This window comes from Mycetocola zhujimingii, assembly GCF_003065425.1.
Classification (GTDB): domain Bacteria; phylum Actinomycetota; class Actinomycetes; order Actinomycetales; family Microbacteriaceae; genus Mycetocola_A; species Mycetocola_A zhujimingii.
The window spans coordinates 2,998,215-3,023,146 of sequence record NZ_CP026949.1 but is presented as its reverse complement, the minus strand read 5'-3'; the positions used below and the strand labels follow the sequence as shown (position 1 = coordinate 3,023,146).

General features: G+C 66.8%; 25 protein-coding genes and 1 tRNA gene. 9 read left to right on the top strand and 17 right to left on the bottom strand.

Annotated elements, in window-relative coordinates:
* Window positions 1–119 precede the first annotated feature (119 nt).
* A complete protein-coding gene (locus C3E77_RS14460; protein WP_162925036.1) occupies window positions 120–677 on the bottom strand; it encodes a hypothetical protein in 558 nt (185 codons plus the stop codon).
* A gap of 81 nt (window positions 678–758) precedes the next feature.
* On the opposite strand from C3E77_RS14460, the gene C3E77_RS14455 reads away from it, so the two are divergent.
* Window positions 759–1,766, top strand: coding sequence for a glycosyltransferase family 2 protein (locus C3E77_RS14455; protein ID WP_108392608.1), 1,008 nt, complete (start codon window positions 759–761; stop codon window positions 1,764–1,766).
* 3 nt (window positions 1,767–1,769) lie between these two features.
* Here the strand turns inward: C3E77_RS14455 and C3E77_RS14450 are convergent, their stop codons facing one another.
* Both C3E77_RS14450 and C3E77_RS14445 read right to left on the bottom strand, forming a co-directional pair.
* Window positions 1,770–1,940 carry a hypothetical protein gene (locus C3E77_RS14450; protein ID WP_162925035.1) on the bottom strand — a complete coding sequence of 57 codons (171 nt, stop codon included), beginning with the start codon at window positions 1,938–1,940 and terminating at the stop codon, window positions 1,770–1,772.
* A 148-nt stretch (window positions 1,941–2,088) separates the two neighbouring features.
* A complete protein-coding gene (locus tag C3E77_RS14445; protein WP_108392604.1) occupies window positions 2,089–4,800 on the bottom strand; it encodes a cation-translocating P-type ATPase in 2,712 nt (903 codons plus the stop codon).
* Between the two features lie 264 nt (window positions 4,801–5,064).
* Between C3E77_RS14445 and C3E77_RS14440 the strand changes: the two genes are divergently transcribed.
* Complete coding sequence (locus C3E77_RS14440) at window positions 5,065–6,042, top strand: NAD(P)H-quinone oxidoreductase (protein WP_108393416.1); 978 nt, start codon at window positions 5,065–5,067, stop codon at window positions 6,040–6,042.
* Window positions 6,043–6,118: 76 nt separating this feature from the next.
* Here C3E77_RS14440 and C3E77_RS14435 read toward each other — a convergent pair whose 3' ends face one another.
* The 3 genes from C3E77_RS14435 to C3E77_RS14425 all read right to left on the bottom strand — a co-directional run bounded on the left by C3E77_RS14435 (window position 6,119) and on the right by C3E77_RS14425 (window position 9,465).
* Window positions 6,119–6,691: a TetR/AcrR family transcriptional regulator gene (locus tag C3E77_RS14435; RefSeq protein WP_108392602.1), complete on the bottom strand. Its 573-nt coding sequence runs from the start codon at window positions 6,689–6,691 to the stop codon at window positions 6,119–6,121.
* Window positions 6,684–7,502 carry an alpha/beta fold hydrolase gene (locus tag C3E77_RS14430; RefSeq protein ID WP_108392600.1) on the bottom strand — a complete coding sequence of 273 codons (819 nt, stop codon included), beginning with the start codon at window positions 7,500–7,502 and terminating at the stop codon, window positions 6,684–6,686. The genes C3E77_RS14435 and C3E77_RS14430 overlap by 8 nt, the downstream gene beginning before the upstream one ends.
* 70 nt (window positions 7,503–7,572) lie before the next feature.
* Window positions 7,573–9,465: an AfsR/SARP family transcriptional regulator gene (locus C3E77_RS14425; RefSeq protein WP_108392598.1), complete on the bottom strand. Its 1,893-nt coding sequence runs from the start codon at window positions 9,463–9,465 to the stop codon at window positions 7,573–7,575.
* Window positions 9,466–9,556: 91 nt separating this feature from the next.
* On the opposite strand from C3E77_RS14425, the gene C3E77_RS14420 reads away from it, so the two are divergent.
* Both C3E77_RS14420 and C3E77_RS14415 read left to right on the top strand, forming a co-directional pair.
* The gene (locus C3E77_RS14420; RefSeq protein WP_108392596.1) at window positions 9,557–10,435 is read left to right on the top strand and encodes an alpha/beta fold hydrolase; all 879 of its coding nucleotides are present in this window, start codon (window positions 9,557–9,559) and stop codon (window positions 10,433–10,435) included.
* 25 nt (window positions 10,436–10,460) lie between these two features.
* The gene (locus tag C3E77_RS14415) at window positions 10,461–10,994 is read left to right on the top strand and encodes an adenylyl-sulfate kinase (RefSeq protein WP_108392594.1); all 534 of its coding nucleotides are present in this window, start codon (window positions 10,461–10,463) and stop codon (window positions 10,992–10,994) included.
* Between the two features lie 58 nt (window positions 10,995–11,052).
* Here C3E77_RS14415 and C3E77_RS14410 read toward each other — a convergent pair whose 3' ends face one another.
* The gene (locus C3E77_RS14410) at window positions 11,053–11,967 is read right to left on the bottom strand and encodes a nuclease-related domain-containing protein (RefSeq protein WP_108393414.1); all 915 of its coding nucleotides are present in this window, start codon (window positions 11,965–11,967) and stop codon (window positions 11,053–11,055) included.
* A 192-nt stretch (window positions 11,968–12,159) separates the two neighbouring features.
* On the opposite strand from C3E77_RS14410, the gene C3E77_RS14405 reads away from it, so the two are divergent.
* The gene (locus C3E77_RS14405) at window positions 12,160–13,083 is read left to right on the top strand and encodes a DMT family transporter (protein WP_108393412.1); all 924 of its coding nucleotides are present in this window, start codon (window positions 12,160–12,162) and stop codon (window positions 13,081–13,083) included.
* A gap of 2 nt (window positions 13,084–13,085) precedes the next feature.
* On the opposite strand, the gene C3E77_RS14400 is transcribed toward C3E77_RS14405, so the two are convergent.
* The 3 genes from C3E77_RS14400 to C3E77_RS14390 all read right to left on the bottom strand — a co-directional run bounded on the left by C3E77_RS14400 (window position 13,086) and on the right by C3E77_RS14390 (window position 15,316).
* Window positions 13,086–14,009 (bottom strand): DUF308 domain-containing protein, encoded by a 924-nt coding sequence (locus C3E77_RS14400; RefSeq protein ID WP_108392592.1) that lies wholly within the window; start codon window positions 14,007–14,009, stop codon window positions 13,086–13,088.
* A gap of 51 nt (window positions 14,010–14,060) precedes the next feature.
* The gene (locus C3E77_RS14395) at window positions 14,061–14,672 is read right to left on the bottom strand and encodes a DUF308 domain-containing protein (protein WP_162925034.1); all 612 of its coding nucleotides are present in this window, start codon (window positions 14,670–14,672) and stop codon (window positions 14,061–14,063) included.
* Window positions 14,673–14,740: 68 nt separating this feature from the next.
* Window positions 14,741–15,316: an LURP-one-related family protein gene (locus C3E77_RS14390; RefSeq protein WP_108392588.1), complete on the bottom strand. Its 576-nt coding sequence runs from the start codon at window positions 15,314–15,316 to the stop codon at window positions 14,741–14,743.
* A 204-nt stretch (window positions 15,317–15,520) separates the two neighbouring features.
* Here C3E77_RS14390 and C3E77_RS14385 point away from each other — a divergent pair, with 204 nt between their 5' ends.
* Window positions 15,521–15,949, top strand: coding sequence for an organic hydroperoxide resistance protein (locus tag C3E77_RS14385; RefSeq protein ID WP_108392586.1), 429 nt, complete (start codon window positions 15,521–15,523; stop codon window positions 15,947–15,949).
* 39 nt (window positions 15,950–15,988) lie between these two features.
* Window positions 15,989–17,248: an MFS transporter gene (locus C3E77_RS14380; RefSeq protein WP_108392584.1), complete on the top strand. Its 1,260-nt coding sequence runs from the start codon at window positions 15,989–15,991 to the stop codon at window positions 17,246–17,248.
* Between the two features lie 46 nt (window positions 17,249–17,294).
* Here the strand turns inward: C3E77_RS14380 and C3E77_RS14375 are convergent, their stop codons facing one another.
* Complete coding sequence (locus C3E77_RS14375) at window positions 17,295–17,762, bottom strand: MarR family winged helix-turn-helix transcriptional regulator (protein ID WP_108392582.1); 468 nt, start codon at window positions 17,760–17,762, stop codon at window positions 17,295–17,297.
* 114 nt (window positions 17,763–17,876) lie between these two features.
* On the opposite strand from C3E77_RS14375, the gene C3E77_RS14370 reads away from it, so the two are divergent.
* On the top strand, window positions 17,877–18,719 hold the full coding sequence (locus C3E77_RS14370; protein WP_108393410.1) for an SDR family NAD(P)-dependent oxidoreductase: 843 nt from the start codon (window positions 17,877–17,879) through the stop codon (window positions 18,717–18,719).
* A gap of 189 nt (window positions 18,720–18,908) precedes the next feature.
* Here C3E77_RS14370 and C3E77_RS14365 read toward each other — a convergent pair whose 3' ends face one another.
* Both C3E77_RS14365 and C3E77_RS14360 read right to left on the bottom strand, forming a co-directional pair.
* Window positions 18,909–19,697, bottom strand: coding sequence for a GNAT family N-acetyltransferase (locus tag C3E77_RS14365; RefSeq protein ID WP_162925033.1), 789 nt, complete (start codon window positions 19,695–19,697; stop codon window positions 18,909–18,911).
* Window positions 19,698–19,784: 87 nt separating this feature from the next.
* Entirely contained in the window at window positions 19,785–20,696 is a 912-nt protein-coding gene (locus tag C3E77_RS14360; RefSeq protein WP_108392578.1) for a DUF4190 domain-containing protein, read from the bottom strand.
* Window positions 20,697–20,888: 192 nt separating this feature from the next.
* Between C3E77_RS14360 and C3E77_RS14355 the strand changes: the two genes are divergently transcribed.
* Window positions 20,889–21,809 (top strand): cation diffusion facilitator family transporter, encoded by a 921-nt coding sequence (locus C3E77_RS14355; RefSeq protein ID WP_108392576.1) that lies wholly within the window; start codon window positions 20,889–20,891, stop codon window positions 21,807–21,809.
* A gap of 4 nt (window positions 21,810–21,813) precedes the next feature.
* Here the strand turns inward: C3E77_RS14355 and C3E77_RS14350 are convergent, their stop codons facing one another.
* The 4 genes from C3E77_RS14350 to C3E77_RS14335 all read right to left on the bottom strand — a co-directional run bounded on the left by C3E77_RS14350 (window position 21,814) and on the right by C3E77_RS14335 (window position 24,930).
* A complete protein-coding gene (locus C3E77_RS14350; protein ID WP_108392574.1) occupies window positions 21,814–22,650 on the bottom strand; it encodes a hypothetical protein in 837 nt (278 codons plus the stop codon).
* Window positions 22,651–22,705: 55 nt separating this feature from the next.
* Window positions 22,706–23,620, bottom strand: a complete 915-nt coding sequence (bla, locus tag C3E77_RS14345) for a class A beta-lactamase (protein WP_108392572.1) — start codon at window positions 23,618–23,620, stop codon at window positions 22,706–22,708.
* A 122-nt stretch (window positions 23,621–23,742) separates the two neighbouring features.
* A tRNA-Met gene (locus C3E77_RS14340) sits at window positions 23,743–23,817 on the bottom strand.
* A 138-nt stretch (window positions 23,818–23,955) separates the two neighbouring features.
* Window positions 23,956–24,930, bottom strand: a complete 975-nt coding sequence (locus C3E77_RS14335) for an NYN domain-containing protein (protein WP_108392570.1) — start codon at window positions 24,928–24,930, stop codon at window positions 23,956–23,958.
* Between the last annotated feature and the right edge of the window lie 2 nt (window positions 24,931–24,932).

The following is a 24,932-nucleotide window of genomic DNA, read 5'->3' as shown; positions in this document are numbered from 1 at the left end:
CCAGGAAAGGCTGTTGGCGTTGCTGCTCGGCCAGATTCGGCTCCACTTTCGCGAGATAGACAACCGAATTCGTCCGAGCAAAGTGGGTGCTGGCATCCGAAGTGGACGCGGTGTCGGAGTCATGGAGATGGGGGCTGTCCCCAGGGGGAACGGCCCACTCCAAACACTCCCGGATACTGTTCGTCACTCGCGCGCAGCTCGGCGTCGCGCTGCGCCTGCCTGCGCGCGCGAGCTGCCTCACGGCGATCGCGATTGAGCTCCCACTTCGCGCGGCGGAGCGCGCCATTGAGATCCCACTGCACACAGGTTGTGTCGTACTCAGCGAGCTCGATTCTCACCAGTCGCGCGATGAGCCGTTCGACGCAGCGCAACTGCACCCGCTGAACGAGCGGATCCGGGTCGAGATGAGGCGGCTCAATGAACCGCTGCAACGCAAACAGCAGAGTGTCGGCCCGCATGATTCGGCACACCGCACCTTTGGGCGCGAACTCGCGCTCGGCATCGAGAATGGCCCGGCCGTACGGGCCGAGGAAGGTCTCCGGTTCAGACTCGAGATACCGGCGAAGGAGCTTGTCGACGCGAACGATCCGTTTGCGCTGCACTCCTGTGCTGTTGTCGTACTCCGTGCCGAAGTGCGCCAGCAGAACGTCATCCATGGTGGGAAGAGGCTTCTCCATGCGCACAGTGTCGCGCGCGCCACCGACATCCTGTACTGACAAGGGGTTGACCCCGGCTGAGCCCCCGCCGAGAGTGGGCGGATGAGTTCGAGCGCCGCCACAACTTCGCCTGCCGGCCCGCAGTCGACCCGCCTCGCCGCCGAATATGTACTGCCGCTCCGCTGGGCCGACCGCCGTGCCGCCGCCGATGTCAGCGAACTCACCGAATACCTGCGCACCCTGAGTGCACACCTCGACGTCACGGTCGTCGACGGATCGCCCGCCGCCGTGTTCGCCACGCACCACGCGCTCTGGGGAGATGTCGTTCGCCATGTGGCACCCGCCGGTCCGACCACGGGCAACGGGAAGGTGGCCGGCGTGCTTACCGGCATCCGCCTGGCGCGCCACCGCAGGGTGATCGTCGCCGACGACGACGTGCGCTACGACCGGCGTGGACTCGAGCGGATGGTCGCCGAGCTGGAGAGCGCAGACGTCATTCGCCCGCAGAACCACTTCACGGCACTGCCATGGCACGCGCGCTGGGACACGGCTCGCACCCTGATTAACCGCGCCGCGGCATCCGATTACCCGGGCACCCTCGGCGTGAACCGCGACCTGCTCCTCGAACTCGGCGGGTACGACGGCGATGTCCTGTTCGAGAACCTCGAACTCATCCGCACGATCACGGCGGGCGGCGGGCGGGAGCGCCGCGTCGGTGATCTCTTCGTCGGCCGGAACCCGCCGAGTGCCGCTCACTTCATCAGGCAGCGACTGCGCCAGGCGTACGACAGTTCCGCGCAGCCCGTCAGGCTCGTGCTCGAGCTGGGCCTTCTCCCGCTGCTCGTGTGGAGCACCCGTCGCCCCGTGCGCCTCGCCTGCATAACCGCAGCCGCCATGGGACTCGCGGAATTCGGCCGGCGCCGACACGGCGGCACGCGCGTCTTTCCGGCGACGAGCGCGCTGTGGGCACCGGCCTGGCTGGTCGAACGGGCGGTCTGCGCCTGGCTCGCTGTCGGTGCGCGGATGCTCGGCGGCGCGAAATACGGAAGCTCGCGACTGAAGAAAGCAGCGAACTCCCCAGCGGCACTGCGGCAGAAGCTCGGCGTGTGACGCTCAGCGCGCGGTTGTATCCCGTCTGAGCGCCCGGCGCGCTCGTAACCGCAGCTGAATTCCGAGGATGAGGGTCAGGAACCCGAGCATGGTCACGAGAAGAAGAACCGAATGCTCGGTGATCAGCCACGCGATTAGTCCGCCGAAGCCAGCGATGAAACCGACAATCTCCATCGTGCGATACATCGATTCCTCCGGTCTGCCGCCGCCACACTGGCCGCCATCACAACACTCGCCGTCACAACACTGACCGTCACGGTCCTGACCCTGCAACCCTGCCCGCGAAACCGGAATCTCTCAACCGGCGGCATCCGTCACGCATTCACGCGCTCCGCCGCCGTTCCACCGCCCCGACGATCGCCTTCTCGACCTCGACGATGAGGAAGATGGCCACCCCGAACCCGAGTGCGATGCCCCACTCCCTCGGGCCGAGCGGGACGGTGTCGAACCAGGCCTGCATGAACGGCGCGTAGATGAAGGTCAGTTGTATCGCGAAGAGAATTCCGATGGAGTACCAGACCACACGGTTTCCGACCAGCACCCGCGGCGTCACGCTGGTGCTCCGCAGGAAGCGACAGTTGAACAGGTAGGTGGCCTGCCCAAGAACGAGCATGGTGACCGCGCTCGTCTGGGCCACGGCGAAGTCGCTGCCGGTGCCCAGCACAAAGAAGAAAATGCCGATCGTCGCGGCGGTAATCAGAATCGACACCAGGATGATGCGGGGCAGCAGGATTCGGTCGATGACCGGTGTGCTCCTGTCTCGCGGCGGGCGATTCATCACGCCCGGCTCCTCTCGCTCGTAAGCGAGGGCAATCGACAGCGTGACGCCGGTCACGAGGTTGACCCACAGCACCTGCGTCGGCTGAAGCGGGGGCACGAACCCGCCGAGCACGGCCGTCAACACGACGAGCGCCTGCGCAAAAGTGGTCGGCAGGAGGAACATCAGTGATTTCTGGATGTTGTCGAAGATTCGCCGACCCTCAGCGACAGCTCGTTCGATAGTGGCGAAGTCGTCATCGGCGAGCACAATGTCGGCAGCCTCCTTGGTCACCTCGGTGCCGTTGATGCCCATCGCGATGCCGATGTCGGCCCGCCGCAACGCCGGTGCATCGTTGACTCCGTCGCCGGTCATCGCGACGACCTGCCCACGCGACTGAAGCGCCCGCACGATCCGGATCTTGTGCTCGGGACTCGTGCGCGCGAACACGGTGACCTCCGGAGCGATGGCCGACAGTTCGCTGTCCGACATCCGCTGCAGCTCAGCGCCGGTCACCACCCGGGTGGCGTCGTCGTCGGCGAGGCCCAGCTCTGAGCTGATCGCGGCCGCGGTGGCGGCATGATCGCCGGTGATCATTGCGACTCGGATGCCGGCGCTATGGCACAGGCGGACCGCCTCGATGGCCTCGGGGCGGGGCGGGTCAGCGATACCGACGAGTCCCAGAAAGGTGAGGTCGCGCACCGACTCGACGGCGACATCCGAGAGGGTGTCCCTCCGGGTCCAGGCGGCAGCGAGGACGCGGAGCCCGGTCGCGCCGAGCTCGTCGACGGCGGCGTGCCACCGGGTACTATCGAGGGGTTGCGTCGACCCGTCAGGAGCGAGCTCGGTGGTGCACCGCTCGAGGAGACGGTCGGGCGCGCCCTTCACCATCAAGCGGATGACACCCGCCGGATCACGGTCGAGCACCGCCATGAACTTCGTCGCCGAATCGAACGGCAGCTCAGCGAGACGGGTGTGCCCGGCGGGGTCGAAGCCGAGCTTCCGGGCGAGCACGACCAGGCTGCCCTCGGTCGGCGCGCCCACGATCGACCACTCGTCGCCATCCTGTGCCAGCGCGGCATCGTTGCACCGCGCCACCGTCGCGACCAGTGCGGCGAGGCTGAAGTCCGACAGCGACGCGGCCGACCCGTCCGATGCGCGATGAACCTCACCCACCGGCCGATAGCCCTCACCGGTCACGCCGAAACGCTCAGCCGGTGTGACGATCTCGCGCACCGTCATCTCGTTGAGCGTCAGCGTGCCGGTCTTGTCCGAGCAGATCGTGGTGACGGAGCCGAGCGTCTCCACCGCGGTGAGCTTGCGGGTGATCGCCTGCTCTTTGGCCATCTGTTGCACCCCGAGCGCGAGAGTGATCGTCACAATCGCGGGAAGGCCCTCGGGCACGGCGGCGACGGCGAAGGTAATGGCAGCTGTCAGCAGGTCACGGGGCGAGTCGTCGTGCAGGAGCCGTCCCGCCACCGTCATCGCGGCCGCGGCCACGAAGATGACCAACGCCATTCGTTTGCTCAGGGCATCCAGTTGCAGCGTCAGCGGCGTCGCGAGCGGCTGCGCCTCGGAGATGAGGCTCTGGATGTGCCCGATCTCGGTGTTCGGACCGGTCGCCGTGACCACTCCAACCCCCGCACCGCCCGTGACCGCCGTGCCGGAGAACGCCATGCCTTCTCGATCGCCGACTCCGGCGTCGTGGGGAGATGAATCCGTCGACTTCGCGGCGGCGACGGATTCACCGGTGAGCGCTGATTCGTCGACCTCGAGCTGGTTCGCAGAGATCAGGCGGAGGTCGGCGGGAATCTTGTCGCCCGCCCGGATCCGCACGATGTCACCGGGAACGAGGGTGTCTGCGGCGACCTCGATCCAGCTCCCGTCGCGACGGACGTGTGCCGAGAGCGAGAGCAGGTTCCGGATGCCGGCGAGCGCGCGTTCCGCCTGCCCCTCCTGGATGAATCCGATCAGGGCTGTGACAACGGCGACGGTGGCGATGACCCAGAAGTCGAGCCAGTCCCGGTACACCGCCTTGATGACGGCGGCGCCGAGCAGGATGTAGATGAGGATGTTGCGGAAGTGCCGGAGCAGTCGAAGCAGTGCGGGTCGAGGTTTGCCCTCGGCCAGACGGTTGGGTCCGTACTGGTTCAGCCGCGCGGCGGCTTCGGCGGTCGAGAGTCCGTTCGGCGTTGATCCGAGCTGCGCCAGGACGGCGTCCGACTCCTGGGCATGCGCCGCTGGTGCCGGAGCACTTGTCGGTGTGTCGAGGGTCATGCTCGGCTTTCGCGTTGGTCAGGTCGTGTGGGGGTGGTGCGTTGACGGTCGCGGATGCCGGGACAAACGTCTCGGCACTGACGGCGGGTCTCGGGGGCTCAGCTTCGGCCCCGACCCAACTGTGCTCGGCTCCGATCGCCGCGCGACAGAGGCGGTTGGCCTGTCCGATGCCGGCGGCCCGCGTGACACGATGGAGAGAGCGCTCGCCGGGTGGCGAGGGCCCAACGTGCGCACACACGAACGGGAGCAGCCATGCCGGAACTGATGAAAGCCGTCGAGTACCAGGGCGCAGGCGGACCCGAGGTGATCCGCGTCGTCGACCGTCCACGCCCGGTCGCCGGGCCGGGTGAGGTGCTCATTCGCGTTGCAGCCGCCGGGCTCAATCGTGCCGACGTGCAGCAGCGACGTGGCGTCTATCCGCCGCCGCCAGGGGCATCCGTTATCCCGGGCCTTGAGGTCAGCGGAACGATCGCCGAACTCGGTGACGGCGTTGACGCGTTCGGGGTCGGCGCCGAGGTCTGTGCCCTACTCGCCGGGGGTGGCTACGCCGAGTATGTGGCGGTGCCCGCCGGCCAGGTGCTGCCGGTGCCCGCTGCGATCCCGCTCGTCGACGCTGCAGCACTGCCCGAGGTGGCGTGCACCGTCTGGTCGAACCTCTTCATGACTGCGCACGTCACGGCGGGTGACTGGGTGCTGATTCACGGCGGTGCCGGTGGCATCGGGACGATGGCGACCCAGTTGGTCGCAGCGTTCGGCGCCCGGCCGGTGGTCACCGCCGGCAGCGCCGAAAAGCTCGCCTATTGCCGTACCTTCGGTGCCGAAGCGGGCATCAACTACCGCGATGAGGACTTCGCCCGGCGGATGCTGGACATCTCCGGCGGGCACGGAGCCGACGTTATTCTTGACGTCGTTGGCGCGAAATACCTCGACCGCAACGTGCGCGCGCTCGCGTTCGGCGGGCGCCTGGTCGTAATCGGGTTGCAGGGTGGAGCGAAGGCCGAACTCGACCTTGGCCTGCTGATGTCACGCCGCGCGAGCGTCGCTGGCACGACCCTCCGTTCCCGGCCGATCGAGGAGAAGGCGCGGGTCGTCGCCGAGGTCGCCGCGCACGTCTGGCCGCTCGTTGAGACGGGCACCGTGCGCACCGCCGTCGAGGCGCGCTACCCGCTCGACCGGGTCGCGGAGGCCCACGAGCACTTCGATTCGGGCCGGCACACGGGCAAGATCCTGCTCACGATGTGACGAGCGGATGCCGCCGGTTACGATGTGACGAGCGGATGCCGCCGGTCGCGTCGGCAAGGCGCGACTCGGCGGGCGCTTACGCGTCCGACCAGGAGGCCAGCGCCGTAACGACGCTCTCAACGAGCCGAGCAAAACTCCGCTCCTTGTCTACCGGCAGCTGGAAACCGCCCCGCGTTTCGAGGTCGACGAAACCGTGGAGTGCCGACCGAAGGAACCGGGTGGCATCCACCGCATCGTCTCCTTGGAGGTCGTAACCGGCAAGGACGTCGTAGATCACCTCAACGAGAACCGACGACACGCGCGAATCTTCCGGATCCTCGGACGCTGGCGCCGATCGCACCGTCAGCGGGTACTGCCCGGGATGCTCAACCGCCCATTTCCGGTAGGCGAGGGAGAGCGCCCGGATGGCGTCGTCCCGTGAGCGTCCGATCGCAGCCTGCCCGAGCGCGCGCGCGAGATCCGTCTTCGCGCGCAACGTGATGCCCCGGTAGAGACCGGGCATCCCGTCGACGTGTTTGTAGAGGGAAGGTGCCCGCACGCCGAGACTCTCGGCCAGGACGGCGAGATTCAGGCCGTCGGCTGCAGGGTCATCGATGATCTGGGCGGCACGGTCGATGACCGTGGCCTCATCCAGTCCAGCCCTAGGCACGGGTGGTCACCGTCCGGAGGAAGTCCAGGATGCTGGCCGAAACCAGGTCGGGCTGCTGCGAGTGCGGGTAGTGACCGGCTTCGGGAACCATAACGGACGTTCCCTTCAACGTGTGCGCGATCCACTCCGCTTCGACCCGTGGGTTCTTAAAGTCCGGGTCCTTCTCGCCCATGACAACCAGGGTTGGCGTCGACACCGCCGCGAGACTCTTGCCAGCGCGCACGTGGTCGGTGCGGGTGGTGAGGCTGAACGCGCGTGCGTAGCCTGGGCGCTTGATGCTCGCGATTGCCGTGCGCTGGTATTCGGCGAAGTCCGACGGCTTGGCACCGGCGTAGAGGGTGGGCATGTATGCCTTCCATGCCGCCGCTGCCCACGGGCGGGCCATCAGGAGCCGGAAGAGGAGAGTCTGCAGCGGGTTGGCGACCGGTTGCCGCACGAACGGGCCAATCAGCACGAGGCCGTTGACGAGCTCAGGATGCTCCGCCGCCACGATGACCGCGGCACCCGCCGCCATCGAGCTGCCGACAACGATTGCCGGACCGAGTTCGCGAAGCAGGGCGGCGATGTCACCGGCCGTGTCGACGTCACCGTAACTCGAGAATGACGCGTCGCTCTCGCCGTGCCCACGCAGGTCTGTGGTGACAACCGTGTAGCCCGCGTCGGTGAGTGCGGGGGCTAGGAACCGGTAGGTGGATCGAAGCTCGCCCATGCCGGGTACGAGTATGACCCGCGGCCCGTTGCCCCGAACGTCGTAGGCAATCCTCCCCTGAGTGCCGCGCTGGAGGAAGCGCGTTATGAGTTGATGTGTCATGTAGCTAAACTACTTAGCTTTTAAGCTAAGCGCAATAGGCAGGTCAGGTCCAAGGCTCATTCCTGTCGCCTCAGGCGGAGCGGAGCATCGCCGAGAGCTCACCGAGGATGTCCGCGACCGGTCCGAGACTGACCACTCCGCTGCCAGCGGCGTGCTCGTTCGCCGCCGGAAGCAGCGCGCTGTGGGCGCGCTCGGCCGCGGGGGCATGCCCGACCTCGATTGCGGCCAGCCCCACCAGCGACCACGACACCTCGAGCATCAAATCGAGTGGCGGGTCCGGCACGGCATCGAGAGCGGTTGCGGCCTCGGCTTGCTGCCCAGCTCTCGCGAGCAGGAGGGGCCGAATCCAGGGTTCGTACGGACCGAAATCACCGTCGGGAAGCTCGCTGGCAGACCGATCGCGCCGCAGCACCGCGGTCACAGCGGCCAGTGCCGGGAGCCCGCGGGAGAAACCGGGCATCTCCTCGCCGGAGGGCGGCAACTCGGATGCCGCGGCGAAGGTCCACCGGAACCACGCCGGAAAGACCCTCGCCAGCGGGCGCTCATGACGGGCGGCAAGGGTGTCGATCGCCCGAGCTTCCGCCGATGCGGCGCTCAGGTCGTTGAGGGCGCACAGCGCCTGCATGCGGATGATGCGCCCGTGGATCTCGAACGTCGGCAGCTCGGCGTCGCGCGCGATCTCGATGATCTCCGCGCCGATGCGCTCGCGCACACCCGCGAGACCGGCCGTCTCGAAGCTCTGCATGTAGCGGGCGGCGAGGGCAAAACACAGCAGGGAGGGGTCACCGATTCGCCGGGCGAGTCGTTCGGCTTCGCGCGCCTCGGCACCCCGGTCGGCGGTTCCGCGCGACTCCATCGCCACGGTTGCGAGCAGCCGCGCGCGTGATCGACCTGACGCGCTTTCCGGCAGCTGTGAAAGCATCCGCAATGCCGCCTCGACGATCAGCGCCGATTGCGCAGGGTCATCGGACCGGGTCCAGCTGCCCGGAACGTCGTACCCTCCCACGATTCGGGCGGTCAGGTCGGAGTCGCCGAACTGTTCCGCCGCCGCAATGGCCGCCATGCGCTCCTGCGCGGCGACATCGAGCCCGCCCGAAACCGCCAGTCCTGGCAGCAGGGTGCTCGCGCTCTCGAGCTGGGCGCGGCTGCCGGTTCGTGAGTGGGCGGATGCCGTGCGCAACAGCAGGGACCGGTTGCGGTCGGGCAGTTCCAGGGCCGGATCGTTGCGCAGGATCTGCCGCTCGAGGGTGGCGAGCGACGCTCCAGGGTCGAGACCCAGGCCATCGGCCAGATGCTCGCGCGCTCGCCGGATGGTGGCCAGCGCTTCAGCCTGACGCTCGGTCCGATAGAGGGCGAGGGCAAGCATCCGCCAGCCGGCCTCACGCCAGGGGTAGGCGACGACATGCGAATCGAGGAGGCGGACCACCTCCTCAGCGCGACCGAGAGCAAGGCGGGCGTCGCCCAGCCGCTCGACCGCGTCGGCGCGGAGAGCGGAGAGCCGTGCCCGTTCGGCCTGTGCCCACGGTCGGGACGCGAACTCCGCGAACGGTTCGTCGTGCCATTCCTGCAGCGCGTGCGTCAGCAGCGCGTCGGCCCGCTGGGGTTCGGCAGTTGCCGCCTCGGCCATGGCACGCTCTGCCCGCCAGACGTCGACGGATTCGGGGCTCAACCGGAGCGCGTAACCATCGCCGACGGTTACGAGCACACGCGGCGCGGTTCGTGGCTGGCGCTGCGGTTCGAGCAACTGGCGCAGCTCACCGATAAAGGTGCGGACGGCGCCCACCGCGTTCGTGCCCGGCTCATCCCATAGGTCGTCGATGATCGCGGCCGTCGACACGCTGTGACCGCGTGCGGTGATGAAGATGCCGAGAATCTCGCGGTGCCGCGACTTGGACAGTCGGAGCGGGGTGCCGTCGATCTCGGCCGCCACCGGTCCGAAGACACTGATGCGCGGCTCACTCACCCGGTCACTCTATGCCATCCCTGACGGCGGCTGATCGAGCGCTGATCGGGACGGCTCATCGTAGAACCGTCACCAATCAGAAGGACGTGCCATGACACTCTCACTCCCCGGCTTTGACTACCACCGGATCCCGACCGCGGACGGCGTCGAACTCAACGTCGCGGTGGCCGGTTCGGGCCCCGCCGTTGTGCTCCTCCACGGTTTTCCGCAGACGCACGTGATGTGGCGACACGTCGCCGCTGACCTCGCGATGGATCACACGGTGATCTGCCCTGACCTTCGTGGCTACGGCGCGAGCGACAAGCCGGCCGAAGTCGACGAAGACACCTACTCCAAGCGAACGATGGCGGCGGATGTCGTCGAGGTCGCGCGCGTTCTCGGCCACGCGACGTTCACTCTCGCCGGGCATGACCGTGGAGCACTCGTCGCGATCCGAGCGGGTCTCGACCACCCCGGGGTCGTGACCCACCTTCTGACACTCGATGTGCTGCCGACCCTCGATATGTGGGACATCCTGCACGGAGTCGACGCAAAGGTGGCCTGGCACCTCTACCTCATGGCGCAGCCGGTAGGCGTGGCCGAACCGATGATCTCGGCGGTTGCCGACACCTTCTTCGCGTCGTTCATCGACGACTGGGTCTCCACACCCGACGCAATCCCGGCCGAGTACCGCGCCGAGTACCTTCGTGCCTCCCGTGAGGCCGTGCCGTCGATCGTCGCCGACTACCGGGCATCCGCTGGAATCGACGTGCTGCACGACCAAGCGGACCGGGCATCCGGGCACACCCTCGCCATGCCGGTGACCGCCATCCAGCAGGACTGGGGCACTGCCCTGGGCTATGACGCCGCCGGACTGTGGCAAGCATGGGCGCCGGACCTCGAGCACCGCACCCTGTCGGCGGGCCACTTCATGCCCGAAGAGGCGCCGGCCGAGATCATCGCCGCATTGCGCGAGTTGCTCGCGCGCTGACCGCGACTGCTGCCATCATTCACGGATGACGTCACCCACCTTTGCTCTCTTTCTCGGCGGTCGCTCGGGTGTCGGCAAGTCGACGGTGGCCCTGGCGCTCCACGACCTGCTGGTTGAGCGTGACATCCAGCACGCGCTGATCGAGGGCGATAACCTCGACCTCGCGCACCCCGAAGCGTGGCGAACCCATCCCGATGCCCAGCTCGCCGAGGCCAACCTCGGCGCAATGTGGGCCAACTACCGTGCCCTCGGTTACCGGCGGCTGATCTACACGAACACGGTCTCCGTGCTCCAGCTGCCGCAGCTGAGCGCAGCGCTCGGGGGAGACGTTGACGCCACCGGTGTGCTGTTGCGGGCGGGCACCGGGTCGGTCGAGGTCCGGTTGGGGATGCGGGAGCAGGGCGACTCGCTGAGTCGACACCTCGAGCGGAGCGCCGCAGCCGCGCTGCGACTCGATGCCGAAGCGTCCGCTGATGTCTACCGAATCGACACGGACGGTCTTACGGCTCCGGAGGTTGCCACTCGGCTGCTCGATCTCACCGGGTGGGGCCGGCGGTAGGCCCGGGACCGGCGTCTCGGAGTGAGGTCGACGTACTGTCGGACCGATCAGCGGCTGGCTAGCCCGCGAGGACGTTGAGCAGGAGGTTGAGACCCGCATAGATCGCCACGAAGGGCATGAAAGCTGCGGCCAGTCTCCACAGCAGTTTTCGTCGACTCAAGGATTTCTCACGGCGCGTGAAGTCCTCCACCAGGCCGTCGAATGCAGCAAGGTGTTCAGACATGTCGCCATCATCGACCGGTGACTTGTGCCACGTCTTCGGCTGGATGGCCGCATCCACGATTTGCTGGACTTGCGCGGCACTGAACTCCGGACGGGTCGCAACGGCACCGAGCAGCTGAGAATCGCGAATCACGAGCAGACGGACTCCGTCCGCTTCGGGCTCGTGGCGGATGGTGAGCGACGCAACATTCACCACGACGATAACCGCGGTGACAGGAACAGTGAGACCGGATGCGGCGGAGAGGAGCTTTCCAGCGCGGCGCGCTTCGAACGCTGCGTTTCGGATGTGCGGGACCTTATGGCCATTGATGAGCATGGCGCGCCCGCCGACCCAGACCTTCTTACCTGTGTGGTTCTTCGTGTTGATGGTGAAGACCCCACTCGGCCCGATCACGACGTGATCGATGTCACTGTCGCCTTTGCCAACGGGGACGGAATGAAGCACGGTGAACTCCGGGCCGAGCGCGCTGAGAAGAGCGGCTACCTTGCGCTCGCCGAGGGCGCCAAGAAACCAGGATCGTTCGTCCTCGGTGATCGGCGGGCGTTTCCGGCCTCGCTTGGGCGGACCGGTGGTCGCTGCGGTCGCACGTCGCTCCGCGAGTTCGAGAATGAGTGACTGCGCAGGTGCGCGGTGCCGGAGGTCCGGGGTACTCGCCGCCGGCCCTACGGCCGCCTCTGGCTTCGTCTCGGTGATGCGAGGATGCGCTGCGGGTCCAAGGGCGATGGATTCATCGGGGAACAGCGAGGTCATCGCGTCAGCGTGGCAGAACGGCATCGGCTCGGGTAGACCCGCAACAGGGTCGGCCTCGGACAGGGGTGGCGTGCCAGCGTCGACCTTGGGTGACGCATCGCTCGGTCCCGGACTCGGCCAACCTCCGACGGGTCTCTGCCAGATCTTCCTGTGGCGGCTGCGCGCCCCGACCCCCGCACCTACGCTGGGGGCGTGACCACGCCTCCCACAGCCATTCGCCCGACACGCTTGAGTCCGCTCGTGCTCATCGCCATTTCGGTGACGCTTGTCGCATGGGCGAGCGCGTTCATCGTCATCCGCGGCGTTGGACCGGACTTCACCCCGGGCGGGATGTCGCTGCTGCGACTGGTGGTCGGCACAGTGCTTCTCGGCTTCCTGCTGATCGGACGCCGATGGGTGGCGCCCACCCGTCGGGAGTGGCTGCTCATCCTCGGTTTCGGCGTCGCCTGGTTCGGCGCGTACAACATTGCGCTCAACACGGCCGAGGAGACTCTTGACGCCGGCACGACAGCGATGATCGTCAATCTTGCGCCAATCCTTGTCGCTCTGGGCGCCGGCCTTTTTCTCCGCGAAGGGTTGCAGAAGTGGCTCGCCATCGGCGCGGGCGTTGCCTTCATCGGCGTGATCCTGATCGGGGTCGGTGCGGGCAATGCCAACGGCGGGATCGACGGCATCGCGGTGCTCTGGGCGCTCCTCGCCGCCGTCACCTACGCGGCGGGTGTGCTGTTTCAAAAGCCCGCGCTCAAGCGACTGCCCGCCGGCCAGGTGACCTGGCTCGGCTGCGCCATCGGTACGATCGCATGTCTGCCGTTCAGCGGCCAGCTTCTCGCCGACCTGCAGCAGGCGCCGACCAGCTCAATCCTCGGCGTTGTCTACCTCGGTGCCGTGCCCACCGCCATCGCGTTCAGCACCTGGGCGTACGCGTTGTCGCGGGTGCCCGCTGGCCAGCTCACGATCTCGACGTACATCGTGCCGCCGCTCGCCATTCTGATGGGGGTCATCTTCCTCGGCGAACTCCCGGTGCCGCTTGCAATCGTCGGCGGCATCCTGTGTCTCGTCGGAGTGGCGCTGACCCGCCGCCGCTCGCCGGTGAAGGTTCGCCCAGCCGCCGGTTGACGTCAGTCGACCACGAAGTAGTACGGCCCGTCGGTGCCCTCAGCGCCGGAGTAACTCAGCGCGATCAGACCCCCGCCGGGATCGTCGCTCGGAATCGGGATCACGATGTTGCCAACGACCGTCTCGTTGAGGGCGACGTCGGTGAAATCCGTGAAGTCCGGGTCGGGTGCGGCATTGAGGTCGTCGGTGGCGCTGTAGACCTCGTTGCCGTCGGCAGCAAGGTACTCGACGGTTATCTCCTCGCCGGGGTCGGTACCAGCCTGCGCGCGCGGTGCCGCTGCGACGGAAACCATGGCCCAGTTCATACCCTCTGGCGGTACCGGGTTGCCTTCGACGGCGAGCACGAGGTCGGTGGCGTCGAGGTCGTATGCCGTGACTGTCGCCAGATAAACGGTCTCACCGTCGGTGTCCACGAACTCGACGGGGGAGCCGAGGGTGAGCGACTCTACGGTGGCACGCGGTTCGGGCGTTGCCGTGATCCCGGGGCGGGCGCGCGGTGTTTCGTCGACGGCCTCACCGATGGCGAAGATGAAGCCGAAGGTGTACGCGACGATCATCACCGCCGCCAAGACCAGTGACACAAAGGAGAGCACTGTTCCCCAGATCGCCTGTCCGCGTGGCCGGTCGGCAAGCACGAGGCCAATGATGCCGAGCACGATGCCCGTCACGCCGAGCAGGAACGACAGGAAGTTCGCGAACGGGATGAACGCCACTCCGATCGACACGATGCCGATGATCAGCGAGGCAAGCCCCGGGCCGTTTCCGGGTTTCGGTGATCCCTGGCCCCCTACCGGGACGTACCCATAGTGCGGCTGATCCTGGGGGTAAAACTGCGACGCGTTGTACGGCGGCTGCGGCGGGTACGGCGGTTGCTGGTTGTTTCCTTCGCCCGCGGAACCGTACGGACTCGGCGGTGGATTTGTCATACCGCGAGTGTGACCCTCGCAGAGCGCCGCAGTGAGGGTACTAAGACCTACCTAGAAGGGGGAGCCGTTGAACGTGAGAACGGAACCGAACGCGTAGACGAAGGCCAGAATGATGCCGAGGATGATCGACGTCCCCGAGAGCACAAGGCCCCACAGCGCCTGCCGCCTCGGACGCCCGGGCAACACCAACCCGATGATTCCGAAGACGATGCCGATCACGCCGGGCAGGGTCGCGCCGAAGGTCATCCCGGGCAGGATCGCGATGAGCATGGCGGCGATGCCGATGATGAACGAGGTGAGGCCGGGTCCGTTGCTGGTGTACGCCGCGGGCTGGGCCGGGCCGTACGGGTTCGGTTGCTGCTGGGGGTAGCTGTAGTGCGCCTGGTTGTGCGGCTGCTGTTGCTGCGGCGCCTGGTTGAACTGCGGCTGCTGGGGCTGGAATGTCTGAGGGTACGGCGGCAGTTGCGGGGACGAGGGATATACGGGTTGCTGAGCCGGCTGGTTTGAGCTCCCGCCCGCGTACGGCCGGTACCCGGCTGGGTCCTCGGGCACGGCTGACCGCACCGGCGCGGTCGGGTCGGTCGGCACAGAATCGGCGGCGCGATAGGGGCTGGGCGGACCGGAGTCCGCAGGACCGTCAGAACTCGGCGGGAGGTTCGTCATGCGTCGAGTCTGCCGCATCATCCGGATTCTGTGGAGAAAACGGATGCTGCGGCAGAGCGGCACGAAAGCTAGCGCTGCATCAGGGCGTCAAGACCAACGGCCATCGCCGCGGCCAGACGGAAGTCGACCCGCTGGTCGGGAACGGTGACCGTGTACTTGTCGCGCATGCTGAACTGGCGCTCACTCGTCATGACCGGTGCGCCGGTGGCGCGGTCGATGAAGTCGAAGTGCAGCGCGAGCGGGAGGTTGATGAACCGGCGAAGGATCGCGAGGGTCTGGTTGCGTTCCTGGCCGTATGCCTCAATGCCCGCTCCGCGCAGGTGGAACGACGTCCGCAGGAGGCTCTGGGCGAAGTCCTTCTGGAACGATCCGATGATCGTGCCGTCAGCGGCGGTGACGTCGTACGACGCGGCAACGTCGATCGCCTGGCGTGCCTTGAAGCCGAACAGCGGCATCGTCTTGGCCTCATCGGCGTAGAACGTGACCTGCTCCTTCATCGCCATCCGCTTCTGCTGTGCGATCGCGAAGATCCGGCCCTCGGACCCGTCGGGGTTGGCCTCCACTATCTCGTAGCGGTTCACCATCATGGTGAGGCGCTGCTTGACGAAAAAACGGGGCGCGTACTGGAACGTGGAGGTGGTCATCGTTGTCCTTCGGGGCAGTAAGGCAGGGGGCTGCTCGGGAATAAGCTCACCGAGCAGGTGCAGACGCTGAAGATCCTATCGATGGCCGCAGCTCTGCGACCGCAGCGGCGCGGATCATCGCGGCCGGCGGCCTCAGCGCATCAGTCGCTCGGGTGGATACGGAATACTGGTCACACTCTTGAACCACCGAAGGAGAGCATCCCTATGGCAGACCCCATCTACACCGCAGTCGCTACCTCGACCGGAGACGGCCGCGCCGGAGGGCACACGGTCTCGAGCGACGGACTCCTCGACGTGACCCTGGCCATCCCCGCCGAAATGGGTGGACCTGGCGGGGCAACGAACCCCGAGCAGCTCTTCGCCGCCGGTTGGGCGTCGTGCTTCCACTCCGCGCTGAAGTCCGCAGCGGCGGCCCGGAAGATCACGTTCACCGACTCGGCAGTTATCGCCGAAGTGGGACTGCAGCCCACGGACGGCGGCGGGTTCAGCCTCTCGGCCGCGCTTCACATCGAGCTCGGCGGTGTCGATCAGGCCACGGCAGACTCCCTCGTCGAGGCGGCGCACGCCATCTGCCCCTACTCCAACGCGACCCGCGGCAACATCCCCGTCACCCTCGACGCCACCGTTGACTGACCGGGCCTGCCCGGCGCTGCGCGGGCTGCGACCGTGCCGATGACATCCACGACCGACGCGAGCCGCGACCCCGACCCCAACCCTGACGCTCGCCGCGACCCCGGCGTCGCTGCGCGCCGTGCACGGCGGGCTGTGTCAGCGCTCTTTCTCACCAACGGCGCGCTCTTCGCCAACATCCTGCCGCGGTATCCCGAAATCAAGGCGGCCCTCGGGCTCGACAATGCCGCCTACGGGATCGCCGTCGCGGCGTACCCCGCCGGGGCGATCGCTGCCGGTCTCGCAGCGGGCGTGCTCATCCGCCGGCTCGGCTCCGCCCAAATCGCCGTGGCGGGCACGGTTCTCACCGGCATCGCCCTGCTGCTGGCCGGGCTGTCGCCGACGGTCATTCTGTTCGGCCTGGCGCTGTTCGTCGGTGGGGCATCGGATGCCATCACCGACGTCGCGCAGAACGCTCACGGACTGCGTGTCCAGCGTCGGTACGGCCGCTCGATCATCAATGCGTTCCACGCGATCTGGTCGATCGGCGCGGTACTCGGTGGGTGCATGGCCGCAGCGGCTATTGCGTTCGGCATCCCCGTGGGCGTTCACCTCAGCATCTCCACGGCGTTGTTCGCGGCCGTCGCACTCACCGCACGCCGGTTCTGCCTCCCCGGTCGCGACGACGAACTCGACGAGCTGGACGAGGCAGGGTCCGCCGAAAGGCCGGCTGCGCCGGCCGCCGGGCGCCGAGGTGTCTCTGGCCGCACCGTCGCCATGCTCGCCATGCTGACTCTTGTCGCAATGGCCGGGGCCGTCGCCGAAGATGCGGGCAACACCTGGGCGACTCTGTACCTCGCCGACTCCCTCGGTGCGGCCGCGGCGGTTGCCCCGCTCGGCTTCATCGCACTCGTCGGTGCGCAGTTCATCGGACGGATCATCGGCGACGGGATGGTGGACAGGTTCGGTCAGCGCGCCGTCGCCCGCACCGGCGGGCTGATCACCGCGGTCGGCATGGGCCTGGCTCTCGCGTTCCCGAGTGTGCCCGGCACCATCCTCGGTTTCGCCGCCGCTGGGTTCGGGACCGCCACGTTGATCCCCGCGGCGATGCACGCCGCTGACGAACTCCCCGGCATCCGTGCGGGCATGGCCCTCACGATCGTGTCGTGGCTGTTACGGATCGGCTTCCTGCTCTCGCCGCCGTTCGTCGGATTCATCGCCGAGAACGAGAGCCTCAGGGCAGGGCTGCTTATTGCCCCGGCCGCCGGCATCGTCGCGATCCTGTTCGCGGGTGCGCTGGAGAAGCGTCGCGCGACGGGGTGACCCGGGGCCGTCGGCTACTCCGCCGAGGAGCGGCGTCCGCGGGCGATTAGCGACCGCGCGCGGTGTCCGTCTGGCCGGGGAGCTCGTCGATCAGGTGCCGCATCACGCCGCTGATCGTCTGTGCCGTTCCCGGCGGAACACCGTCGAGCGCAGCATGCACGTATGACTCCGCGGCTTCGGCGATGCGGGCGTATGCGTCCGAGCCTGCCCGCGTGAGTGAAACGAGCGTGCCGCGCGCGTCATCCGTTGAGGCCGACCGTGTGACGAGACCTGATTCTTCCAGCCGGCCGATCATCTTGCTCATCGTCGGCCGGGTGATCTGAAGTTCGTCAGCGAGCTGGGCCGGACGAACCGGCTTTCCGAACATTCCGAGCGTGAAGAGCGCCCGAACATCGCTCTCAGGAATGGCCACGCCCACCTCTGCCGCGATCCGGCCCTGGGTCCGCACCGACGTCCAGGCGGTGATGAACGCGATCAACGACGACAGTAATTCGGTTTCGTCGTCTGTGCTCATAGACTCAGTCTAATAATGGTTGCCTCAGGCAACCATCTGGGCCACGTTCCTTCGGGAGGCGCCCAATCGTCACAAATGTCGCCGCAGGGTTCTGTGGCCGGAAAGAGGTTTCTCATGAGTTCGACACCAGAAGCAGAATCGTTCAACGGCAAGGTCGCCGTCATCACTGGCGCGTCTGCGGGAATCGGCGAGGGTTTCGCTCGCCATGCCGCCAGCCTGGGGATGCGTCTCGTTCTCGCGGATATCTCGGAGAAGGGCCTTCTGGCGCTGGCCGACGAGCTGACCGCCACCGGGGTTGAGGTCGAAGCGGTTGTCACCGATGTGTCGAGCGACGAATCAGTCGAGGCTCTCGCCGTGCGCGCGGTTGAGCGATTCGGCAACGTCGACATGCTGATCAACAACGCCGGCATCATGGCGATGGGGTGGACCTGGGAGATCCCGGCCGAGCGCTGGGACGCCATGCTGCGGATCAATATCGGAGGTTACGTCAACGCTCTCCGCGCGTTCGTGCCGCGGATGCTCGCGCAGGGTACCCCCGGGTGGATCCTCCAGGTCTCTTCGATCGGTGGGCTGTTCCCGAGCCCGCTGATGTCGCCATACTCAGTGACCAAGTTCGGCACGCTGGCGCTGACCGAGTCGCTGCACTACGAACTCCAGATGATGAAAGCGCCGATCCAGGTCTCGGTCGTGATGCCCGATTCGGTGAAGAGCGACATCTTCGTCTCGGCCAAGGATGGCGGCACCCTCCCCGAGGCACAGGCATTCAACGACGGCCTGCAGCAGCGTGCCGAAACCCAGGGCATCACCGCTGTGGAGCACGCGCGTCGCGTTTTCGAGCAGGTCGCTGACGGCCAGTACTGGGTCACTCCGCAGCCTGAAGCCATCGACGGTGGAATCGTTCCGCGGGCCGAGATGATCGCCGGTCGGGCGGTTCCCAAGCTGAACTTCGCGGTTTAACCAGCGCCGTCTCAGGCGCGAGCAGGTCGCCGCCGTGGCATCCGTTTACAGAATTCAGCGAACGGATGCCGCGGTGTGCGCCCCGCACGCGGGCAGCGGGTCGAACAGGCTCTCGCGAATTCTCGGATCAGTCGCTTCAGGACCGTCCGGCGCTTACGGAATCGCCAGGGCGAAGAGAACCATTCCTGATCACACCTTGAACGAACGCAGGTGGCTGATAACCGTGAAGCCCATGCGTTCGTAGACCGGCTGCCCGAGGGTGCTCGCCTGCAGGGTCGCGACCCGGAGTCCCTTCTCCTGTGCGACGTTTAGCGCCCATCCGGTGAGGGCCGTGGCGATTCCGCGGCCGCGGAAGGCGGCATCCGTTGCCACGAGGTAGATGCCGGCGACGCCGTCGCTGACCAGGAGTTCGGCGGTGCCGACGATGCGTCCGTCGATGATGCCGATGAAACGTTCGAGCGAACCGTCGGACGGCCTCAGTCCTTCCGCTTCAATCGCGCTCTCGCGTGCGGTGGCAGAGACACCCATGGAGGCGGCGTACCCGTCGACCCATGCGCCCAGGTCGCCGTTCGGGCTGACCGGTTCGATCGTGAGGTCGGCGGGGATGTCGCCGAGGGCGAAGCGGCCGAGCCCCAAGGCCATCACCGGGGTTGTACCGACCTGTCGGATGCCACGCTCCTGCAGGTGCTTCTCGATCGCCGGGTCGGTGTCGTCGCCGAGCTCCCAGAGCCAGGGCACGCCGGCGAAGTGTTCCGTGGCCGCGGCGAGGGTGGACTCGGGGTCGCTGTCCTGAACGCGAAGCACGGCGTTGAGCCGCGGGTGCGCAATGCCGCTGCGGGTCCAGGTGACGGAGTCGTCGCGCGTGCTTTCGGCACCCCAGCCGAGCCAGTACGAGCGGTAGTTGGCGAGCTGTGGTGCGAGGTTGCCGATGTCCTGTTCGGTCACCGGAGCGGCCGATGGCGATTGAGGATTATTCATCCGGTCGATCATAGGCAGCGGGTGGCGGCATCCGCCATCGTTTTATTTCGGCGGCCTGTAAACGGCGCACCGTGAAGCCCGGGCGGGCTACTCGACCGCGAAGTAGAACGGATCGGTTTCGGCGTCGTCGTAGGTGTACGACAGCGTCCAGTATCCGCCCAGAGAATTGTCGTCCGGGATGGCGATCACGACGTTCCCGGTTCCGCTCTCGCCCTCGGCGAGGTCAGTGAGCAGCTCGATCCTCGGCTCGGGGGCGAGCGCATACAGGTCAAGCGGGCTGAATTCGTAACCGTTCGACGTGACGTACCCGACAGCGATATCCATCGCGGGGGAGACGTGCACGCTCGACAGCGCTGTCACATCGACGGTCACCATCGCCCACTTCATCCCCGCGGGCGGTTCGGTGTTGCTCGCGACCGCGAGCACCTGGTCGTTCGCGTTGAGAACGGATGCCGACAGCGTCGCCTCGTAGGCCGGCTGACCCGCGAGGTCGATGAGTTCGATCGGGGTGCCGAGCGCGAGTGACTCGGCCGGCGGCGGTGTTGGCTCGCTGCTCGAGCTCGAATCGTTGTTGTACGACTTGTCCAGTTCGCTGCCGACATAGGCGATGAACCCGAACGTGTACACAACGATCATGAGAACCGCGAGGGCGATCGACACGGCCGAGAGCACCGTCCCCCACACGGCCTGGCGCCGTTCGGGTTGGGCGCGCCGGAGCCCGACGATTCCGCAGATGATGCCGGCGATGCCGAGCAGGAACGACAGGAAGTTGACGATCGGGATGAACGCGGTCACCACCGAGGCGATTCCGAGCACCAGGGCGGCGAGTCCCGGTTTGCCCCGATTGGGTGCTGGCGCTCCCGTTGCTGGTTCGGGGTATCCGTACGGGCTTTGCCCCTGCCCGGCATCCGGTGCAGCGCCGTACGCCGGCGGGTTCTGCGGTGCGTTCTGCGGCGCGGAATCCGCGGGATGGTACGGACTCGGCGGGAGGTTCGTCATACCGAGAGTCTGCCCCACCGCGGGCGCGATCGGCGAGGGGAGAGGTGCCCACCGGGCGTTGTTCCTCGGCTCGGACCCCTCACTGGGCGAGTCCGGTCCCTGGCGCGAGCATGTCGCAACCCCGTCGTCAGGCTCTACCGCTGATGAACGCCGGGCGTAGTCTTCCGTCAACCATCCGAGGGGAGTTCCTCCGTGACCGTCATCATCGCGTTCCTCATGAACATCCTCGTCGCTGTCGCGAAGACGGTTGCTGCTGTTCTGACCGGGTCTGCGTCCATGGTCGCGGAAGCCGCACACTCCTGGGCAGACGCCGGCAACGAGATCTTCCTGCTGATCGCGGACCGGAGGTCGGCTCGGAAGAAAGACGCCACGCATCCGCTTGGGTATGGACGCGAAGCGTGGGTCTGGTCGCTGTTCGCGGCCGTCGGGATTTTCACTGCCGGCGCTGTCGTCTCGGTAACACACGGTATCTCGGAGCTGACGAACCCTGAACCGGTCGACAGCCCGGAGATCGCCTACATTGTGCTGGCTGTCTCGTTTGTGCTCGAGGGAGTGTCGTTCACGCAGTCGGTGATGCAGTCGAGGCGAGACGCCCGAAAGAACGGGATGCCGACGGTGCGGTTCGTGCTGACGAGTTCGAATGCGACGTTGCGCGGGGTTTTTCTCGAGGACTTTGCCGCCCTGACCGGACTGGTGATCGCCGCGGTGAGCATCATTGTTCACCAGGTGACGGGTGACGCGATCTTCGACGCGATCGGGTCGATCCTGATCGGTGTGCTTCTCGGAGTGGTCGCGATCATCCTGATAGATCGGAACCGACGGTTCCTGGTCGGTGCGAATTCGTCGCTGGCGCTCCGCAATACGGCTGGTCGTGCGCTCCTCGACTCGCCGGATATCGAGCGGGTGACTTACCTGCACCTCGAGTTTGTCGGGCCGGAGCGGCTCTACCTCGTCGCGGCGGTGGACCTGACCGGTGATGCGGCGGAGTCGTCAGTCGCCGGACGGTTGCGTCGGATCGAGCGGTCGATCGAGGAGCACGACGTGATCGAGACGGCCTTCCTGTCGCTCTCGGTCGACGATGAGCCGTCGCTGGAGTTTGCGGCAGCGCCATAGACCATCACTCGGTTTCGAAGTAGAACAGGTTACCTCCGGTGGTGCCCTGGCCGTATTGAAGCGACCAGTAACCATCGCCGGAGCTATCCGCGGGAATTGCGATTGCGACCTGCGCGGTGCCGCTCTCGCCCAGACCGAGACCGTACTGGGTGGTCGTCAGGTCGATTCCCGGTGCGATCGCGGCTGGGTCGGACGCGGGATAGACCTCGTTCCCTCCCGAGACATAGAAGATATTGATGCTGTCCGGCGGGAGCGTGGAGACGGCGAGCAACGTGAGGTCGATTGTGACGAGTGCCCACTGCATGCCGGCGGGCGCCGGCGAGTTGCCATCGACCGCGAGAACCAGGTCGTCCGCGTTCAGAACCGACTCGGTAATGGATGCCGTAAAGAGCGACGATCCGTCGGCATCCGTCAACTCCACCTCGCTGCCGAGCGGCCGCGGACCTCCGACGGGCACGTCGGGTGGCGGTACGTACTCAGTAGTCGGCTGGCCCGGGAGGCCGCCGATCCAGGGCGTGCCGCGCGCGCCATAGGTGAACCCTGACGAGTAGGCGGACCCCATCAAGAAGGCGATGAGAAGTGACAGGCTGGACAGCACCGTTCCCAGCAGCGAGTGGCGGCGTGGGTTGCTGACCTGGGCAAGGCCGATCAGGCCCACGATGAGGCCGATGGCACCGAGGGCGTGTGCGTCCCGGACCGGGAGGAACGCGAACGGGATCGACGCGATGCCGAGCGCGAGGGCGGCGATGCCGAGCCGGTTGGTGCGCCGAACTTGCGCGGCGCGCGGCGGGGGACCTTGCGGTGCCTGGTCGGCGGCCCGGTAGGGGCTCGGGGTTGTCATGCTGCGCAGTCTGTCGTATCTCGGCCGTTGAGACGAGCATTGCTGAACGAAAACCTCAGCGCTGCAGCGCCTCGATCGCAACCGCGGTCGCCTCGGCGATCAGCGCGTCGTCGTAGTCGGCGTCGGCTTCTGAGCGGCTCGACAGAACGGTGAGCACGATCGGATCGCCCTCCCTGGGCCAGATCACCGCGACATCGTTGCGGGTTCCGTAGCCCGCAGAGCCGGTCTTGTCGCCGACTGTCCACTCCGTCGGCACGCCCGCTCGAATCAGCTTGTCGCCGGTGGTGTTGCCCACGAGCCATTCGGTCAGGAGCTCTCGATCGGATGCTTCGAGGGCGTCGCCGAGGACGAGCGCCTCGAGCGTGGTCGCGAACGCTTCAGGGGTGGTCGTGTCACGCGGGTCGCCGGGCGTGGCTTCGTTGAGGTCCGGTTCGATGCGATCCACCTGGGTGACGTCGTCGCCCATCGCTGTGAGCGCGGCCGCGAGTCCGGCCGGCCCGCCGATCTGCTCGAAGATGAGGTTCGCTGCCGTGTTGTCGCTGTATCTTACGGCGGCGTCACCCAGTTCGCGGAGCGTCATTCCGGTGTCGACGTGCTGCTCGGTGATGGGCGCGTAGTCGAGCAGGTCGGACTCGTCGTAGGTGACGAGGGTGTCGAGTTCGTCGTCGCTGGTCTGGTCGAGCAGCACGGCCGACGCGACCACCTTGATGGTCGAGGCGTAGGCGAACCGCTCGTCGCTTCGGTACTCCAGCGCCAGGCCGGTTCCGGTGTCGAGCGCGTAGACGCCGAGGCGGGCGTCGAACTTCTGCTCGAGCTCGTCGAACTCTGCGTCTGCCGAGGGTGCGGTTGGAGCCGGGGTTGCCGTTGCCGATGGTGTTTCTGTGGCGGCAGGTTCGGCTGCGCACCCGACGAGGACACTCATGGCGAGGGTGGTGAATGCGGCGGCGGCGAGGCGAATCGTGTGGGGCATCAAAATTCTCTCGGGTGGATCATCGAACGTGGGTGCCCAAGTCATCGTAGTGGGGCTGCGACAGGCCTATCGATGCGCGGATCGCACATGCTTTGGCGCGCCGGGCGCGAGCTTCTTCTCAGACGCGACGGCAAGATTCGAACTTGCGAATTGACGGGCTATGAGACCGTTCCCTTTGACCACTTGGGTACGCCGCGGTAGTCAGCCACGGTACGGAGATGACCTGCAGCGTGCAATCGATGTGTCGCCGTCTTACGCCGGATGTCGTCATGCAAGCAGCCAAGATCACGAATGGATGCCGCGTAGCGCGTTCGTGAGTGCCTCGCGTGGTGCCGCTAGTCGGCATCCGTTATGGAGGTGGCGAATTCCGGCCGGAGCCTCAATCGCACCGGTGTTGCGCTGCTCTTGTCGATCTCGATGATGTTCAACCGCGAGCGGAGAAAGTCGGAGAACTGGTTGTGACCGAGCTGCTTCTCCTGGAATGAGGGGTCGATTCGCTTCATCTGGGTTTTCACCGCGGACGCGTGCTGCCACTCGAGGTCGTTCTTCTCGAGCAGTTCCATCGCCCGCCGGAGCGCAGCGCTAGCCGCCTTCTGAACATTTCGTGCGCCGACGGGTGAATCGGCCGGAACTGAGGTGGTGCCCGAGGCCGAGGCGCTGGCCGGAGGTGTGGTGGTCTTGCGCGCTGCGGCGGGCGGCACCGTGGTGGTTGGCGCGAGCTCCGCCGGCGCGGGCGGTTGAACTCCCGGGAGTGTGTCGTAGTCGGCGAACTCGTCGCACGCGGCCGCGAGTGACTGGCTCGTCGATCCGGACACTCCGATCCCGATGACGTAGCGGTCGAGGCGTTTGCAGCGCTGCGCAAGGGGAATGTAGTCGGAGTCACCGGCGACGATCACCACGTGGGTGAGTCCCTTGAGACGGAACACATCCTCCATCACATCAACGGCGAGGCGAATATCGGCGCCGTTCTTGAGTGCCTGGGTTGTCGGAAACAGCTGGGTCAGGTCGACCGCACGGCCGATGAGCTGCTTCTGGTAGCCGGCATTGGCGGGGGCGGACCAGTCCGAGTAGGCGCGGCTGACCACGATCGCTCCGAACGACGAGGCGTAGTCGAGGATCGCGGCGACGTCGACGGTGGCTTCACGAATGCGGGCTGCGATCGCCGGGTCGGGCTTGCCGTAGGTGGGAGGAAACGACCGCACCTTGTCCTTGTTGAACTGGCCGTCGCCGTGCAGCTGGTTGTAGCGGGAGATGACGATGTTGTCGAAATCGATGTAGACGGCGACGCGGTCGCGGGAGGGCTTGGGCATGG

Coding starts and splice junctions, on each gene's coding strand:
- C3E77_RS14460 (WP_162925036.1), bottom strand. CDS start 677: ATGGAGAAGCCTCTTCCCACCATGGATGACGTTCTGCTGGCGCACTTC.
- C3E77_RS14455 (WP_108392608.1), top strand. CDS start 759: ATGAGTTCGAGCGCCGCCACAACTTCGCCTGCCGGCCCGCAGTCGACC.
- C3E77_RS14450 (WP_162925035.1), bottom strand. CDS start 1,940: ATGGAGATTGTCGGTTTCATCGCTGGCTTCGGCGGACTAATCGCGTGG.
- C3E77_RS14445 (WP_108392604.1), bottom strand. CDS start 4,800: ATGACCCTCGACACACCGACAAGTGCTCCGGCACCAGCGGCGCATGCC.
- C3E77_RS14440 (WP_108393416.1), top strand. CDS start 5,065: ATGAAAGCCGTCGAGTACCAGGGCGCAGGCGGACCCGAGGTGATCCGC.
- C3E77_RS14430 (WP_108392600.1), bottom strand. CDS start 7,502: ATGACACATCAACTCATAACGCGCTTCCTCCAGCGCGGCACTCAGGGG.
- C3E77_RS14420 (WP_108392596.1), top strand. CDS start 9,557: ATGACACTCTCACTCCCCGGCTTTGACTACCACCGGATCCCGACCGCG.
- C3E77_RS14415 (WP_108392594.1), top strand. CDS start 10,461: ATGACGTCACCCACCTTTGCTCTCTTTCTCGGCGGTCGCTCGGGTGTC.
- C3E77_RS14410 (WP_108393414.1), bottom strand. CDS start 11,967: ATGACCTCGCTGTTCCCCGATGAATCCATCGCCCTTGGACCCGCAGCG.
- C3E77_RS14400 (WP_108392592.1), bottom strand. CDS start 14,009: ATGACAAATCCACCGCCGAGTCCGTACGGTTCCGCGGGCGAAGGAAAC.
- C3E77_RS14395 (WP_162925034.1), bottom strand. CDS start 14,672: ATGACGAACCTCCCGCCGAGTTCTGACGGTCCTGCGGACTCCGGTCCG.
- C3E77_RS14390 (WP_108392588.1), bottom strand. CDS start 15,316: ATGACCACCTCCACGTTCCAGTACGCGCCCCGTTTTTTCGTCAAGCAG.
- C3E77_RS14385 (WP_108392586.1), top strand. CDS start 15,521: ATGGCAGACCCCATCTACACCGCAGTCGCTACCTCGACCGGAGACGGC.
- C3E77_RS14380 (WP_108392584.1), top strand. CDS start 15,989: ATGACATCCACGACCGACGCGAGCCGCGACCCCGACCCCAACCCTGAC.
- C3E77_RS14375 (WP_108392582.1), bottom strand. CDS start 17,762: ATGAGCACAGACGACGAAACCGAATTACTGTCGTCGTTGATCGCGTTC.
- C3E77_RS14370 (WP_108393410.1), top strand. CDS start 17,877: ATGAGTTCGACACCAGAAGCAGAATCGTTCAACGGCAAGGTCGCCGTC.
- C3E77_RS14365 (WP_162925033.1), bottom strand. CDS start 19,697: ATGAATAATCCTCAATCGCCATCGGCCGCTCCGGTGACCGAACAGGAC.
- C3E77_RS14360 (WP_108392578.1), bottom strand. CDS start 20,696: ATGACGAACCTCCCGCCGAGTCCGTACCATCCCGCGGATTCCGCGCCG.
- C3E77_RS14350 (WP_108392574.1), bottom strand. CDS start 22,650: ATGACAACCCCGAGCCCCTACCGGGCCGCCGACCAGGCACCGCAAGGT.
- bla (WP_108392572.1), bottom strand. CDS start 23,620: ATGCCCCACACGATTCGCCTCGCCGCCGCCGCATTCACCACCCTCGCC.
- C3E77_RS14335 (WP_108392570.1), bottom strand. CDS start 24,930: ATGCCCAAGCCCTCCCGCGACCGCGTCGCCGTCTACATCGATTTCGAC.